This is a genomic window from Nordella sp. HKS 07, assembly GCF_011046735.1.
Classification (GTDB): domain Bacteria; phylum Pseudomonadota; class Alphaproteobacteria; order Rhizobiales; family Aestuariivirgaceae; genus Taklimakanibacter.
Genome location: NZ_CP049258.1, coordinates 4,149,517 through 4,162,891 on the forward strand (window position 1 = coordinate 4,149,517; position 13,375 = coordinate 4,162,891).

13 protein-coding genes and 2 pseudogenes are annotated in these 13,375 nt (G+C 60.9%); 5 read left to right on the forward strand and 10 right to left on the reverse strand.

Annotated features, from left to right (window positions below):
* Positions 1-113: 113 nt before the first annotated feature.
* Positions 114-1,829: an ATP-binding cassette domain-containing protein gene (locus tag G5V57_RS19550; RefSeq protein WP_165169236.1), complete on the reverse strand. Its 1,716-nt coding sequence runs from the start codon at positions 1,827-1,829 to the stop codon at positions 114-116.
* A 6-nt stretch (positions 1,830-1,835) separates the two neighbouring features.
* Positions 1,836-2,840: a secretion protein HlyD gene (gene hlyD / locus G5V57_RS19555; RefSeq protein ID WP_165169237.1), complete on the reverse strand. Its 1,005-nt coding sequence runs from the start codon at positions 2,838-2,840 to the stop codon at positions 1,836-1,838.
* A 146-nt stretch (positions 2,841-2,986) separates the two neighbouring features.
* Here hlyD and G5V57_RS19560 point away from each other — a divergent pair, with 146 nt between their 5' ends.
* Complete coding sequence (locus G5V57_RS19560; protein WP_165169238.1) at positions 2,987-3,616, forward strand: TetR family transcriptional regulator; 630 nt, start codon at positions 2,987-2,989, stop codon at positions 3,614-3,616.
* A 112-nt stretch (positions 3,617-3,728) separates the two neighbouring features.
* On the opposite strand, the gene G5V57_RS19565 is transcribed toward G5V57_RS19560, so the two are convergent.
* The 4 genes and pseudogenes from G5V57_RS19565 to G5V57_RS19580 form a co-directional block, all read right to left on the reverse strand.
* On the reverse strand, positions 3,729-4,694 hold the full coding sequence (locus G5V57_RS19565; protein WP_165169239.1) for a sulfotransferase domain-containing protein: 966 nt from the start codon (positions 4,692-4,694) through the stop codon (positions 3,729-3,731).
* 134 nt (positions 4,695-4,828) lie between these two features.
* A pseudogene (locus G5V57_RS19570) lies at positions 4,829-4,993 on the reverse strand (transposase); the annotation flags it as partial.
* Complete coding sequence (locus G5V57_RS19575; RefSeq protein ID WP_165169241.1) at positions 4,993-6,183, reverse strand: PLP-dependent cysteine synthase family protein; 1,191 nt, start codon at positions 6,181-6,183, stop codon at positions 4,993-4,995. The pseudogene G5V57_RS19570 and the gene G5V57_RS19575, both read right to left, overlap by 1 nt.
* A 303-nt stretch (positions 6,184-6,486) precedes the next feature.
* On the reverse strand, positions 6,487-6,744 hold the full coding sequence (locus G5V57_RS19580) for a GlsB/YeaQ/YmgE family stress response membrane protein (RefSeq protein ID WP_165169242.1): 258 nt from the start codon (positions 6,742-6,744) through the stop codon (positions 6,487-6,489).
* 90 nt (positions 6,745-6,834) lie between these two features.
* Here G5V57_RS19580 and G5V57_RS19585 point away from each other — a divergent pair, with 90 nt between their 5' ends.
* Entirely contained in the window at positions 6,835-7,272 is a 438-nt protein-coding gene (locus G5V57_RS19585) for a YidB family protein (RefSeq protein ID WP_165169243.1), read from the forward strand.
* A 65-nt stretch (positions 7,273-7,337) separates the two neighbouring features.
* On the opposite strand, the gene G5V57_RS34890 is transcribed toward G5V57_RS19585, so the two are convergent.
* The 3 genes and pseudogenes from G5V57_RS34890 to G5V57_RS19595 form a co-directional block, all read right to left on the reverse strand.
* On the reverse strand, positions 7,338-7,610 hold the full coding sequence (locus G5V57_RS34890; protein ID WP_256378590.1) for an SRPBCC domain-containing protein: 273 nt from the start codon (positions 7,608-7,610) through the stop codon (positions 7,338-7,340).
* A gap of 67 nt (positions 7,611-7,677) precedes the next feature.
* Positions 7,678-7,836, reverse strand: a pseudogene (locus G5V57_RS35345) (SRPBCC domain-containing protein); the annotation flags it as partial.
* Positions 7,833-9,116, reverse strand: a complete 1,284-nt coding sequence (locus G5V57_RS19595; RefSeq protein ID WP_165169244.1) for a cystathionine gamma-synthase family protein — start codon at positions 9,114-9,116, stop codon at positions 7,833-7,835. The gene G5V57_RS19595 and the pseudogene G5V57_RS35345, both read right to left, overlap by 4 nt.
* A 127-nt stretch (positions 9,117-9,243) precedes the next feature.
* Here G5V57_RS19595 and G5V57_RS19600 point away from each other — a divergent pair, with 127 nt between their 5' ends.
* Entirely contained in the window at positions 9,244-10,248 is a 1,005-nt protein-coding gene (locus tag G5V57_RS19600) for a serine hydrolase (RefSeq protein ID WP_165169245.1), read from the forward strand.
* A 6-nt stretch (positions 10,249-10,254) separates the two neighbouring features.
* Here G5V57_RS19600 and G5V57_RS19605 read toward each other — a convergent pair whose 3' ends face one another.
* Positions 10,255-11,052: a DeoR/GlpR family DNA-binding transcription regulator gene (locus G5V57_RS19605; protein ID WP_165169246.1), complete on the reverse strand. Its 798-nt coding sequence runs from the start codon at positions 11,050-11,052 to the stop codon at positions 10,255-10,257.
* 153 nt (positions 11,053-11,205) lie between these two features.
* Between G5V57_RS19605 and G5V57_RS19610 the strand changes: the two genes are divergently transcribed.
* Together G5V57_RS19610 and G5V57_RS19615 are read left to right on the forward strand one after the other, a co-directional pair.
* Positions 11,206-12,018: a carbohydrate ABC transporter permease gene (locus G5V57_RS19610; RefSeq protein WP_165169247.1), complete on the forward strand. Its 813-nt coding sequence runs from the start codon at positions 11,206-11,208 to the stop codon at positions 12,016-12,018.
* A gap of 40 nt (positions 12,019-12,058) precedes the next feature.
* Positions 12,059-13,336 carry a sugar ABC transporter substrate-binding protein gene (locus tag G5V57_RS19615; RefSeq protein ID WP_206530077.1) on the forward strand — a complete coding sequence of 426 codons (1,278 nt, stop codon included), beginning with the start codon at positions 12,059-12,061 and terminating at the stop codon, positions 13,334-13,336.
* Positions 13,337-13,375: the final 39 nt, after the last annotated feature.

Sequence of the window (13,375 nt, forward strand, 5' to 3'; positions counted from 1 at the left end):
TTTGGAGGACTCCTTGCTCTTTGCAGGAAGAACACCCTCATCCGGCGCTTCGCGCCACCTTCTCCCGCAAGCGGGAGAAGGGGAGATGATGGAGGGGGAATGTCCGCGCCCGCTCATGCCGCCTCCCTTTCCGAACCTTCGACCAACGCGATGAAGGCATCCTCCATAGTGGGGTCGGGATTCTCAGGCGAGGTGACGCGGCGTTTCAAGTCATCGGGGGAGCCCAGCGCGATCGACTTGCCGCGGAAGATCAGCGAGATGCGGTCGCAATACTCGGCTTCGTCCATGAAATGGGTGGTGACGAGGATGGTGACGCCCTTCTCCACGAGGCCGTTGATATGCGTCCAGAATTCGCGCCGCGTGATCGGATCGACGCCCGATGTCGGCTCGTCGAGAAACAGCGCCTCCGGCTCATGCATGACGGCGCAGGCAAGCGCCAAGCGCTGCTTGTGGCCGAGCGGCAGGTCCTTGGCCGACTGATGCGCATGGCGGCGGAAGTCGAAGATGTCGGTGACGAGCTTGATCCGCTCGCGCTTGCGCGCTCCCCTGAGGCCATAGACGCCGGCGAAAAAATTGAGATTCTGGGCGACGCTCAGATCGCCATAGAGCGAGAATTTCTGCGCCATGTAGCCCAGCCGGTTGCGCGCCTCGGCGGTGTCGCGCCTGAGATCGAAGCCGGCGACGCGGCCTTCGCCCGCACTCGGCTTGAGGAGGCCGCACAGCATCTTGAAGGTGGTCGATTTTCCGGCGCCGTTGGGCCCGAGCAGGCCGAAGATCTCGCCGCGCTTGATGTTGAAAGTGATGTCCTGGGCGGCGGTGAAGTCGCCGAAGCGCTTGGTCAGTCCGCGTGCCTCGATCACATAGGCATCGGAGCCGGCGCGGGGCTCCGTCGCGTCCGCCAGAAGCGAGTGGCCGCCGGGACCACCGCCCAGCATATCGACGAAGGCGTCCTCGAAGCGGGGCGCCGTGGCGGCGGCCCGCGCCGCCTCGCTCTCCGGCAGGGCACCGCGACCCGCCTCGGCGCCGGTGACGATGCGTATGGCCTCGCCCTGGATCACCCCGTCAATGATGCCCGGCCGCCCGAGCAGGCTGGCGAGCAGCGGGCGCCGGCGCTCAGCGCTGCCGGTGAGCTTGAAAACCCGCCCGTCGACGCGCCGGGTGAGCTCGGCGGGCGGGCCGGCGAACAGGAGCTTGCCTTGATTGAGCAGCACCACGCGCGTGCAGGCCTCCGCTTCGTCGAGATAGGCGGTCGACCACACGACCCCGATCCCTTCGCGCGTGAGATGCTCCACCATCTTCCATAATTCGCGCCGCGAGATGGGGTCGACGCCGACGCCCGGCTCGTCGAGGAGAAGCAGGCGCGGCTTCTTGAGGAGCGCGCAGGCAAGGCCGAGCTTCTGCTTCATGCCGCCCGACAATTTGCCGGCGAGCCTTGCCGTGAAGCGCTTGAGATCGGTGAAGGTCAGAAGCTCATCATAGACGGCGGCGCGCTCAGCCTTGGGCAGCCCGCGCAGATCGGCATAAAGATCGAGATTCTCCTGGACGCTCAGATCCTCATAGAGCCCGAAGCGCTGCGGCATATAGCCGATCGCCGCCTGGATCTTCGCCGCCTCGCGCCAGGTGTCGAAGCCGAGCACGGTGAGGGTGCCGGCATCGGGCAGCAACAGCCCCGTCATCAGCCGGATCAGGGTCGTCTTGCCGGCGCCGTCGGGTCCGACGAGACCGGTGATCTCACCGCCCTTGATCGCGGCCGAAATCCCGTCGAGCGCCGGGGAGGCTGTGCCGAATGTCTTGCTGACCGCGTCGATCCGGACAAAGTCTTCGCTCATGGCAGATCATGGCCCGCTTGGCTCGGGGATATGCACCGTCACCGGCATGCCCTGGCGCAGGCCCTGATCGGGCGCGTCGATGACGACCCTGAGACGATAGACGAGATCGGTGCGCAGCTCCGGCGTCTCGACCGATTTCGGCGTGAACTCGGCGACCGGCGAGATGAAGCCGACCTTGCCGCGATAGGGACGGTCCGGCGCCGAATCCGTCGTGACCGTCACCTCGAGACCGGGATGGATCTTGCCGAGCAGGGGTTCGGAGACATAGCCGCGCACCCAGACCGGCCGGTCGAGCGAGAGCACATAGACGATGTCGCTGGTGGCGATGATGGCGCCCGGTTCACGCAGGCGCGACAGAATGGTGCCGGAAGCCGGCGCTTTCAATTGCGCGTCGTCGAGCGCTGTCTGGGCCGCAGCGATATTTGCTTCCGCGCCTTGCAGGCTGGCGCGCGCCGCCGCGATATCCTCCTTGCGCGAGCCTTCGAGCAGGAGATCGAGCGCCTGTTGGGCCGAGACGACGCGGGCAAGCGCCGCATCGCGCGCCGCCTTGTTGCTGTCAAGGACCGATTGCGAGACCGTGCCGCCGGGACGCAGTTGCGCGGCGCGCTCGTAAGTCAGCTTGGCATTCTCGTAATTGGCGGTCTGCTCGTCGAGCTGGGCGCGCGCCTGGCTGATCTCGGCGATGCGCGGCCCGGCCACCAGCTTGTCGAGCTGGGCCCTGAGAGCACCGGCCTGTGCCTCAGCGGCGGCGAGCGCGTCCTCATAGGGCTTGGTATCGAGGCGGGCGAGCAGATCGCCAGCCTTGACGCTGTCCCCCTCATCGAACTCCATCGCGCTGATCCGCCCGCCGACGCGGAAGCCGAGCTCCACCTGGCGGATATCGACATTGCCATAGAGCCTGATCGGGCCGTTCCGGGCTTCGGCGAAGCCGAAACGGGCCGGCAGATCGAACCACCAGGCGGCAAGTCCGCCGAGCAGGAGTACGGCCAGTATAGGCACCAAGCGTTTCATGTCCGGGAGTCCGATCCTTGCATGGGCCTTGACATCGACTAAAAAGCCAACAACTGTTGGCATATCGTCATTGCGGCTCCTTTGTCAACATGGGCCACCATTTCGATTATGTAAGGTCAAGATAAACGACTGAATTACCAAGAGAAATGAACAAGTCTGGCAAGATACGGAAATCCGACGCGACGCGCGCGCGCATCATCGAGGCGGCGCGCGAGCGGTTCCGCAAGGAAGGCTTCGAGCGCACGACCATCCGCAAGGTGGCGGGCGACGCCGGCATCGATCCCTCGATGGTGATGCGCTATTTCGAAAGCAAGCGCGGCCTGTTCGCCGCGGCGATGACAGTGGAGTTGCGCATTCCCGATCTGAGCGGCCACCCGCGCGACAAGCTAGGCGAGGCGCTGGTTTCGCATTTCCTCAAGCGCTGGGAGGAATCCGAGGACGACTCGCTGCAACTCCTGCTGCGCTCAACGGCGAGCAACGAAGACGCGGCCGAGCGCGCCCGCGCCATATTCCGCGAGCAGATCGTCACAACGGTCGCCCGCTTGCGCGGTGATGCCGAGGCGGGCGAGGTGGCAGCACTCATCGGCACGCAAATGATCGGCCTCGCTTATGCGCGCTACATTCTCAAGCTGCCGCCGCTCCTCGCGATGCCGCGCCAGGCGATCGTGCGCCGCATCGGCGCCACCATCCAGCGCTATCTGACCGAGCCGCTGGTTGCGGATCAGGACATCTCCGATCAACCGTCAGGCTGGCGCAAGCCCGGGTCCATTGAATAGAGTCAGCTCTTCGGTATCCGCCGCGCTTAATGATTGGACTTCTTTTCGACTCGACCCGGTCGCGAAAGGCCCGATCCGAAAGTCCGGGTGTGCGAGCAAGACTGCTGCCAATTTATGAGCCATCAGCCGCAAAATCCCGCGGGCTGGCCATTCGCCTTCCACCTTCAAGCCATCGGACACAGCCTGGCGGAAGAGTTGCCGCAAGTTTCGATGTGTATGTGGCGAGATCAGCGGGATCAAAAATATCCCGCCATCGGCCATCAAGACCCTTATTGAAAAACCGATCCTTGCCATCATTGAACATGCCAACGACCCCAGGCATCAATTCAGCGCCCTGTTCCTTCATCGCGTTGAACTCGGCCGCGTGAATGAGTGAAGGCCAAATCTGTTCCGCAACCTTTATGCGTAGGAACGCAGCGAGGAGGCGCATTTCGGATTCCAGGTCCGCCTTAAGATCTTTATAGTGCACGAAATGGATGTTATCGCGGTGGCGCTCGCTCCAATAGCTTTTCTCAAGCTCGAAATACGAAAGAAACTGATATCCGTCCGTCTGCCCGGCGATAGCACCCATGCACAGCCATTTGTGGAAATATTCGGCGGGATCGGCTGGTACACGTGGGTATGATCGGGCAATCGTTTCGTCAGCGAGGCCTAGCGCGTCGTTTGCAACGAGGATTTGATCCTTAACGCCACTAAGATGATTATGAAAGGACAGGACCGCATCGCGACCGTCACGACCGACATGGATATATTGGACATCGTCGTAAAGCGGTAATCCGTCAAGCGGCAGGTGGGTTTTTAAAGCGCGCCTGTGGGTTTGCGCATCAATCGAGGCCATGACCTCTTCTGGACTCATCGGTATGCGTCGCTCGATCCAAGGTGAGGTCTTATCAAGTGGGCGAGGCTCAGTGGTTTGGAAAACCAGAAGATCAACTATCCGTTGTATCCAAGTCGTGCCGCATTTTGGATATGTCGCAACAATAATGTCGCCCGCTCGTGGTTGGTACGCTGCCCAACGCCGACTGTCTGTATTCCAGGTTCGATATTCCCGAAGCGCAGGTCTGACCAGCATCGCCATGTCTCCAGTCCGCGAGTAAATTACCAATTATCATCGACCTAGGGCAGCTACTCACTTCCGGTATTAGCACTTCGATTCGTTTTGCTGCGCTGCAGAATTTAATCGTTTTTTGGGGCATAGCAGACATGGCCGGGCCGACGCGCATCGGAAGCATCTATGCCCCCGAACTTCGCCTTCCAGATATAAAGCGCGGCTTCTGAGATGCCGTGCTTACGGGTAACATCACCCGCCTTCGCGCCTGCCTCATGATCGCGCAGAATCCCGATGATCTGTTCATCCGAAAACCGCTTCCTCTTCATCACCCATCCCTCTGATGGAGCCGGACTCTAGCTCCTTCTGGAGGAGCCTTCAGTGGCAGGTCAAACTGCAATGCTCTGAAATTTCCGGACTCCAGAAAGCTCTCCAGCAGCTCCCGATACGGCTCGACCTCAATCTGGTTTTCTTTCAACCAGTCGGGATTGTAGTAGGTGGAAGCGTATCGGTCGCCACTGTCACAGATAAGAGATACCAGCGATCCCTCCCTGCCTTCCGCCATCATGTTTGCAGCAATCCAGCATAGCCCGAAAAAGTTGGTGCCGGTTGATCCGCCGACACGCCGAAACAGTCGGTCCGAGAGCACATGCATGGCTGCGATCGACGCAGCGTCCGGTATCTTGATCATATGGTCGACGACGCTAGGTACAAAAGACGGCTCGACACGCGGCCGTCCAACACCTTCAATACGAGACGGCCGCGAGCAAGTCGCCTGACGATTGCCGCTCAAGAAACATTCGTAAAAAGCCGAATGCTCGACATCGACGACGCAAAGCCGCGTGCTGAAGTTTCGGTATCGGATATAACGTCCGATCGTAGCCGAGGTCCCACCCGTGCCTGCGCTCATAACCACCCATGCGGGTTCAGGGTGCTGCTCGGCCCTCATCTGATCAAAGATGCTCTGGGCGATATTGTTGTTGCCGCGCCAATCAGTCGCGCGTTCGGCGTAGGTAAACTGATCAAGGTAGTAACCTCCAGCCTGTTCGGCCAGCCGCGCGGCAATATCGTAGACGGCGGTCGGGCTGTCGACGAAACGGCAGAGTCCGCCGAACCGCTCGATCGCCTCAACCTTCTGCCGGCTCGTAGATCGCGGCATGACAGCAATGAACGGCAGTTCGAGGAGATGCGCGAAATAGGCTTCACTTACCGCCGTTGAACCCGAGGAAGCCTCAACCAGAGTCGTGCCCTGTAATATCTTGCCGTTGCAGATGCCGTACAGAAATAAAGAGCGCGCCAATCGGTGCTTCAGGCTTCCGGTCGGATGAGTGGATTCATCCTTTAGATAAAAGGAAACACCGCGCAGACCCCTGAAGGCAGGATTGATCAAGTGTGTGTCGGCCGACCGAATTCCATCTCCTTCAAGGATGTTGATCGCCCTGCGCGCCCAGTTCCTGTCGTCTCGGGCTGGTAGCGCAGGCGCCAGTAGGCTTGACGGGTCGGGCAAGGAATTGGGCATTCAAACCTCCACTCCGAGCACTGTTGTGTGATCAGTCATGAATTTTAGCGCCTTCTAGAAACGCCAGAAACGCTTTCAAGGCATTGCGGACATGGCCGGACTGCCGCTGACTCGACCCGGTAGCGAATGACCCCAAGCCGACATTGAGGGGATTGGAATCCCCAGCGCCGGCGATCTCCTGCTATCGAGGTGTACCATCATTTCAGGAAACGCGGGCACTCTTCCAGCGCGCTGCAGCCGGTCGATTACCTGATCAAGGCCGGAAACAGTCGATGCAATGACAGGCAAATATCGGTCGGCCTCTCAGACCGCCTTGTTCTTCGCAATCATCGCCCAGACAGCGAGCACGATTACAGCTCCGATGACTGCTCCAATAAGGCCAGCGCCTTCGCCGGGGCCATAAATTCCTATAACCTGGCCCATATAGCTAGCAACAAACGCCCCGACGATACCCAGGATTGCCGTCAGTATGAACCCGGAGGGTTCATTGGGGCCAGGCATCAGGAATTTGGCAATTACCCCTGCAATGAATCCAATAATGATCGTCCAGATAAAGCTCATGAGGCGCTCCTCTGTGTCGCATTCATCCTGCAGCACTTCGAAAGTGCTATATTGGCACCTGATGCTACTCCGAAAAACAGGAGAATGAAAATGGCTAGAGGAATGCCTTCGCTCGGTGCTCTGTTGGGACTGATCGCCATCGCGGGATATCAAAATCGCGATAAGATTGGAGAATTTGTCAAAGGTCTCGGAGCGTCTGATCCCAACACCCCCCTCGGCGGAATTTTGGAAAGCGCACGGAAATCTCTTGGTGGCGGCGCGACAGGCGCCGATATGAATAGTGGTCTTGGTGAGCTGGTCGACCGCCTCCGGCAGAACGGCCAGGGTGCGACCGCGGATTCATGGGTGGCAACCGGAGCCAACAAGCCGATCAATGATTCGGAAGTGGAACGCGCGTTAGGGCCAGACCTCATCGACAGTCTCGCCAAGCAAACCGGCTTGAGCCGCGCGGACCTGCTTTCGCGCTTGGCGTCAGTGCTTCCCGATGTCGTCGACAAGATGACGCCTGAAGGACTTTTGCCGCAATGACATATGCTGCGTCTGAGTGACGGCCTGAAGCTCTGTGGCCGCCGCATCGGCGCCACCATCCAGCGCTATTTTGCGGAACCTCTGTCCGACGATGATGATATCTCGACATAACGTGCCAGTTGCTCGAGCGACAGGCGGGTGCCTTCGTCATTATCTTCCGGCCTGATGCCCGCTGGAATGTCCGAGCTTATGAATGTCACTTCCGTTCCGCCGGGAACATCGTCGAAGCGGATCTCGACCCGCATTTCGCCGGCAAAGGCCGGATCGGCGCTGTGGAAGGTGACAGCTTCGACGATCCGCCGCGCCGGCCGCAATTCGATGGAGCGCACGCTTGCCATGTCCTCCCCCTTCCGCAGTCTTGCCGTGCATCGATGACTCGCTGTCCGGATAGAACAGCGACATCCGGTAACCGCCGCCTTCTCGTCCGTCGAAGTCATGCATCCGGCCGGTCATCCCGCCAGGCGGCAACCAGGCGAGGAGGGCGTCGGGATCCATGAACGCCGCATAGACTTTCTCGGGCGCGGCCTTGATGACTCTGGAGGTGCGTGTCGCGGTGCTGGTCATGCGAGGGCCAGCGCCTGGGCGATATCGGCGATAAGATCGTCGGGGTGCTCGACGCCGATCGACAGGCGAATGGTGGAATCAAGGATGCCGATGCGGTCGCGCACCTCCTTCGCCACACCGGAATGCGTCATGGCGGCGGGATGGCTGGCGAGCGACTCGGTGCCGCCGAGGCTGACCGCGAGCTTGAAGATCTGCAGCGCGTTCAGGAAGGCGAAGGCGGCGGCCTGGCCGCCTTTGATATCGAAGGAGAAGGTCGAGCCGGCACCGGTGCACTGGCCCTTGAAGACATGCGCGGCAGGATCAGCCGCGTCGAGGAAAGGCAGATAATGCAGCCTGGCGACCTTCGGATGCTCCTGCAGAAACTGCGCCACCGCCCTTGCATTGTCGTCGGCTCTCTCCATGCGTAGAGCGAGTGTTTCGAGCGACCGTCCGAGCATCCAGCAGGAATGCGGATCGAGCTGCGTGCCGATGGCGCCGCGCAGCGCCTTGACCGGCTTGATGACCGCGCGCGATCCGAGCGCCGCGCCGGCGATGAGATCGGAGTGGCCACCGACATATTTGGTGAGGGAGTAGAGCGAAATGTCGGCGCCGTGATCGAGCGGTCGCTGGAAGACGGGACCCAGAAGCGTGTTGTCGCAGACGACGACCGGCTGCAGGTCCTGCGTCTTGCCGATCTCATCGGCGATGCGCTGCATGAGTTCGATATCGACCAGCGTATTGAGTGGATTTGACGGCGTCTCGATGAGGATGACGGAGACCCGCCCCTTCTTGCGGGCCTCATCGGCCGCGGCGCGCACCGCCGCCTCATTCACGCCGTCGGAGAAGCCCGCGGACGAAATGCCGAGTGTCTGAAATGTGCGGGCCAGCAGGGTCTCGGTACCGCCATAAAGCGGCTGCGAATGGAGAATGGCATCGCCCGGCCGCGCGAAAGCCAGCAGCGTGGTGGCGATAGCCGACATGCCCGAGGAAAAGAGCGTGCAGGCTTCGGCGCCCTCGAAGACGGCGAGGCGGTCTTCGACGATCTCGCTGTTGGGATGATTGAAGCGTGAATAGACGAGGCCGGCGCCGGTGCCCTTGGGCGGCTCGCGCCGGCCGGACACGTAGTCGAAGAAGTCGCGGCCCTCTTCGGCGTTCTTGAAGACGAAGGTCGAGGTCAGGAAAACCGGCGGCTTGACGGCTCCTTCCGACAGCTGCGGATCGAACCCATAGCTCAGCATCAGTGTTTCGGGATGGAGACGGTGATTGCCGATGTGAGTTTTGTATGGCCTGGGTGCGGTCATGGTGGTCCTCCTGGCGGTATGCCGAAGGAGCAGTGTAGATCAGCATTGTGGCGGACCCAATCGCGAGTCTTGACGCATTTTCGGCATGATGCCGAGGCAAGACCGTCGTGCCGAAAGGGAAGAAGCGATGCGTTTGATTCTCTGTCTGGTTTTGAGTCTCGTGGCCGCCGCCCAGGCGGGCGCCGAACCGGCGGAACAATGGCTTAAGGCCGATGAGACGGCCATGACGCGGACGATATCCGGCCTAGTCCAGGTTTACTCCATCCGGGAAAAGCCGACCGCCCTCATGGTCGTGGAGGGCGACAAGATCATCGCCAGCTGGGGTGCGCTCGATCGCAAGATCAACGTGGCTTCGGTCCGCAAGAGCCTGTTGAGCGCGCTTTATGGCATCGCCATTGCCGAACATCGCATCAGCCTGACGAGCACGCTCGCCGATTTGCGCATCGACGACAAGAAACCGTCTCTGAATGAGGCAGAGAAGCAGGCTACGGTGCGCGATCTCCTGACATCCCGCTCGGGCATTTATCACCTGGCCGCCCATGAGACCCGCGAGATCAAATCAAATCGCCCTGCCCGCGGCAGCCACGCCCCTGGCACGTACTGGTTCTACAACAACTGGGATTTCAATGCCCTCGGCGCGATATACCGTAAGGAAACGGGTGAGGACATCTTCGCGAGCTTCGCCACGCGCATCGCCCGCCCGATCGGCATGGAGGATTTCTCCAAGCGCGACGGGCGATATGCCTTTGAAAAGGTATCGGTGTATCCGGCCTATCCGTTTCAGCTCACAGCGCGAGATGCCGCCCGCTTCGGCCTGCTCTTCGCCAATGGGGGGCGCTGGAACGGCAGGCAGGTCATTCCTGCCGCCTGGGTGCGCGAATCCACGTGGGCGCATGCGCGCACTAATCGCGGCAACCGCGGCTACGGCTACATGTGGTGGGAGCTTTCTTCGGAGCCGTGGGGCAGGGGCGGAGCCTATGCCGCGGGCTTCGGCGGCCAGATCATCGCCTTTCTCCCGGCGAAGAAGCTGGTTCTTGTGCAGACCGTCGACCTGCGCGCCAATCCCAAGGGCATTCGCACATCCGCCGTCATCGAACTGATGAAAGAGATCGCCGCGGCGCTCCCGGAGTGAATCGGGTCAACCCGACGAGGGAGGCGCCACGACGATCTTCGCGCCGGTGCTTTCGATCGCCCGGCGCAGCTCCTCCGGCGGCGGTGCATCGACGATGATGACGTGGATCTCACCAAGCCCGGCGATGCGCGCCATGGCCTGGCGGTTGAACTTGCTCGCGTCGCACAGCGCCACCACCTGGTCCGAGCGTTGGATGAAGGCGCGCTTGATCTCGCAGTCCTCCGGCGAATAGTCGAACAGACCGGTCTCGTCTATTCCCGAGAGCCCAAGGTACAGGATGTCATAATGGTAGGAGGCGACGAAGCTCGCCGCACTCGAGCCATAGATCGACAATTCGCGCCCGCGCACCCGGCCGCCCGGCAGATAGACAGGGTGGGGGGCCTCGGCGAGGAGGCCCGCTGCGCGTGTATTGTTGGTGATGATCCGCAGGTCGGCGACATCGGCGAGGAAGCGGGTGAGCTCGAGCGTCGTCGAGCCGGTGTCGAGCGCGATCGTATGGCCGGGCCTGGCGAAATGCGCAGCCGCTTGGGCGATGCGGATCTTGGCGTCGCTGTTGCGCCGGCGCCGCGCCTCGAAGGTCGGCTCCCTGATGTCATAGATTTTGGCGGCGCCGTTGCGCGCGATGAGCGCTCCGCCATGGGTGCGCCGGATCGTCCCGCTGCGCTCGAGTTCGGTCAGATCGCGTCTGATGGTGATCTCCGAAACGCCGGTCTCTTCGGCGATATCGGCAACACTCATAAAACCGCGACGGGCAAGGCTTTCAACCAGGCGCGTTTGGCGGGCAATCGGATCGCGCTGCGGCATGATCGTTCAATGTGGGTGAGAGATGATCGAAAGCGTTCAAATTCGCTCATGAAAAGAGCGGGAAATTCACAGCATAATGTCTTGTTTCTGATAGTTCCGCCACTATAATGATCGAAAACGATCAAAAGAAATTTCAGGGAGTGGGCGTCGGGGATGAAGAGGGTCGTCGCGAGGGTTCTGCCGCACATTATTCTATGTGCCTTCTCCCTCATGATCCTGATGCCGTTGCTGTGGATCCTGCGGGTGAGCTTCACCGACCGGCTCACCGCCTACAAGATTCCGCCCGAGATCGGCACCGTCGGTCTCATGAACTATGTCGAAATCTTCGCGCGCTATCCCTTTGCCGGCTGGTTCCTCAACAGCCTGCTCATCGCGCTGGGCGCTACCGCCGTTGCCCTGCCGCTCGCCACGGCGCTCGCTTATGCCTTCGCGCGCTTCAATACCGGCGGCACCTTCCTGCGCCTGGGCGTGCTCGCCAGCCAGATGCTGCCGCCGATCATCCTGGTCCTGCCGCTCTTCGGCATGTTCCTACTGGCCGGTCTCATGCAGAGCCGCACCGGCCTCGTCATCGCCCATCTCACCATTTCACTGCCCTTCCTGTCCTGGATGCTGGTCTCCTTCTTCGAAGGCGACGTCGCGAGGCTCGAAGAGGCAGCGCGTGTCGATGGCGCCACACGCTGGCAGGCATTCCGCTATATAGCCGTGCCTGTCGCCGCCCCCGGCATATTGGCGGCCGGCCTTCTGGGATTCATTCTGAGCTGGAACGAGTTCCTCTTCGCGCTTGTGCTTTCCGGGCCCAACAGCCAGACGCTGCCGGTCGGGCTCGCAGCACTCGAGACCCATGCCGGTGTCGAGATAGCACCTCTCGCAGCCGCCACCGTCGTGTCGCTGATGCCGGTCTTCGCGCTCCTGCCGTTCCTGCGCAAGCATCTCATCAAAGGTCTTTCACTTGGAGCCCTCAAGTGAAACGAACACGACACAACGGGCTGACCAGGGAGGTTGCAACATGTTGAAGAATTGGCTCTTGGCCGCGGCACTGGCGACGGGACTTTCGGGTCCGGCTTTTGCCGAAACCGTGAACATCCTGATGGAGGGCGTCCCGGATACCGAATATGTGAAGACGCTCCTGCCCGAGTTCAAGAAGGAAACGGGCATCGACGTCAATCTGGAAGTCGTCAATTACGCCGAGATGCATACCAAGCTGGTTCCGCAGCTCGTCGCTCCCACCGGCAGCTATTCCGCCATCGTGGTCGATTTCTACTGGGTCGGCGAGTTCACCAAGGCCGGCTGGCTGCAGCCGCTCGATGAGCGCATCAAGGCCGATAAATTCGACACCTCCGTCTATGTGCCGAAGCTCATGGATCTCGTAGGCCAAGTCGACGGCACGACCTACATGCTGCCTTTCTACAATTATGCGATGGGTCTTCTCTATCGCAAGGATCTCCTGGCGGACGAGAAGAACAATACGGATTTCAAGGCGAAATACGGATTTGATCTCGACGTGCCGAAGACCTGGGACGAGTATCTCAAGCAGGTGGAGTTCTTCACCAAGGACGGTATCAACGGCGTGGTTAATCAGGGCCTCAGGCCTGATCCGATCGCCATGGAATGGTCGAATTATCTCTTCGCCAATGGCGGCGAATATCACGATGCCAACTGGAAACCGACGCTCAAAACGGAAGCGGGCGTCAAGGCGGTCGAGCAATATGCGACCAATGTCAACAAATTCGGGCCTATAGGTTCGGCGAGCTTCTCCTTCGATGAAGCCTTCAACGTGATGGCGCAGGGCAAGGCCTATAGCTACATCACCTACAATTTCTTCCGCGCCGCGACCGATGATCCGACGAAATCCGCTGTCGTGGGCAAGGTCGAGATCATGCCGGTGCCGGGGCCGGAGGCGGGCAAAGGCGGCAGCCTGAACGGCGCCTGGGGCTGGGCCATTCCGAAATCGAGTCCCAATGCGGACGCGGCCTGGAAGTTCCTCCAATGGGTAGAAAGCCCGGCGATCGCCAAGAAGCGCGCGCTGCAGGGCGGTTCGCCAACCCGCACCGACGTCTTCGACGATGCCGAGGTCAACGCCAAATATCCCTATGCCAAGGCCCTGAAGGAGATGCTGCTGACCAGCCACAATTTCCCCGTCTTCACCTACACGCCGCAGCTCGTCGAGGTGCTGGGCCGCGAGCTGAGCCTCGCGGTGGCGGGCGAGAAGAAGCCGGCCGACGCGCTCACCGCGATCGAGGCGGAAATGGCAGAGCTCGCCAAGAAGGACGGCAAGCTCAAGTAATATAACTAGAAACTGGCCTAGTTGACTTCCCCTCCCTCG

What these genes read in the sequence shown, in the direction of transcription:
- G5V57_RS19550 (WP_165169236.1), bottom strand. Translation starts at nt 1,829, where the DNA reads ATGAGCGAAGACTTTGTCCGGATCGACGCGGTCAGCAAGACATTCGGC.
- hlyD (WP_165169237.1), bottom strand. Translation starts at nt 2,840, where the DNA reads ATGAAACGCTTGGTGCCTATACTGGCCGTACTCCTGCTCGGCGGACTT.
- G5V57_RS19560 (WP_165169238.1), top strand. Translation starts at nt 2,987, where the DNA reads ATGAACAAGTCTGGCAAGATACGGAAATCCGACGCGACGCGCGCGCGC.
- G5V57_RS19565 (WP_165169239.1), bottom strand. Translation starts at nt 4,694, where the DNA reads ATGGCGATGCTGGTCAGACCTGCGCTTCGGGAATATCGAACCTGGAAT.
- G5V57_RS19575 (WP_165169241.1), bottom strand. Translation starts at nt 6,183, where the DNA reads ATGCCCAATTCCTTGCCCGACCCGTCAAGCCTACTGGCGCCTGCGCTA.
- G5V57_RS19580 (WP_165169242.1), bottom strand. Translation starts at nt 6,744, where the DNA reads ATGAGCTTTATCTGGACGATCATTATTGGATTCATTGCAGGGGTAATT.
- G5V57_RS19585 (WP_165169243.1), top strand. Translation starts at nt 6,835, where the DNA reads ATGGCTAGAGGAATGCCTTCGCTCGGTGCTCTGTTGGGACTGATCGCC.
- G5V57_RS34890 (WP_256378590.1), bottom strand. Translation starts at nt 7,610, where the DNA reads ATGGCAAGCGTGCGCTCCATCGAATTGCGGCCGGCGCGGCGGATCGTC.
- G5V57_RS19595 (WP_165169244.1), bottom strand. Translation starts at nt 9,116, where the DNA reads ATGACCGCACCCAGGCCATACAAAACTCACATCGGCAATCACCGTCTC.
- G5V57_RS19600 (WP_165169245.1), top strand. Translation starts at nt 9,244, where the DNA reads ATGCGTTTGATTCTCTGTCTGGTTTTGAGTCTCGTGGCCGCCGCCCAG.
- G5V57_RS19605 (WP_165169246.1), bottom strand. Translation starts at nt 11,052, where the DNA reads ATGCCGCAGCGCGATCCGATTGCCCGCCAAACGCGCCTGGTTGAAAGC.
- G5V57_RS19610 (WP_165169247.1), top strand. Translation starts at nt 11,206, where the DNA reads ATGAAGAGGGTCGTCGCGAGGGTTCTGCCGCACATTATTCTATGTGCC.
- G5V57_RS19615 (WP_206530077.1), top strand. Translation starts at nt 12,059, where the DNA reads ATGTTGAAGAATTGGCTCTTGGCCGCGGCACTGGCGACGGGACTTTCG.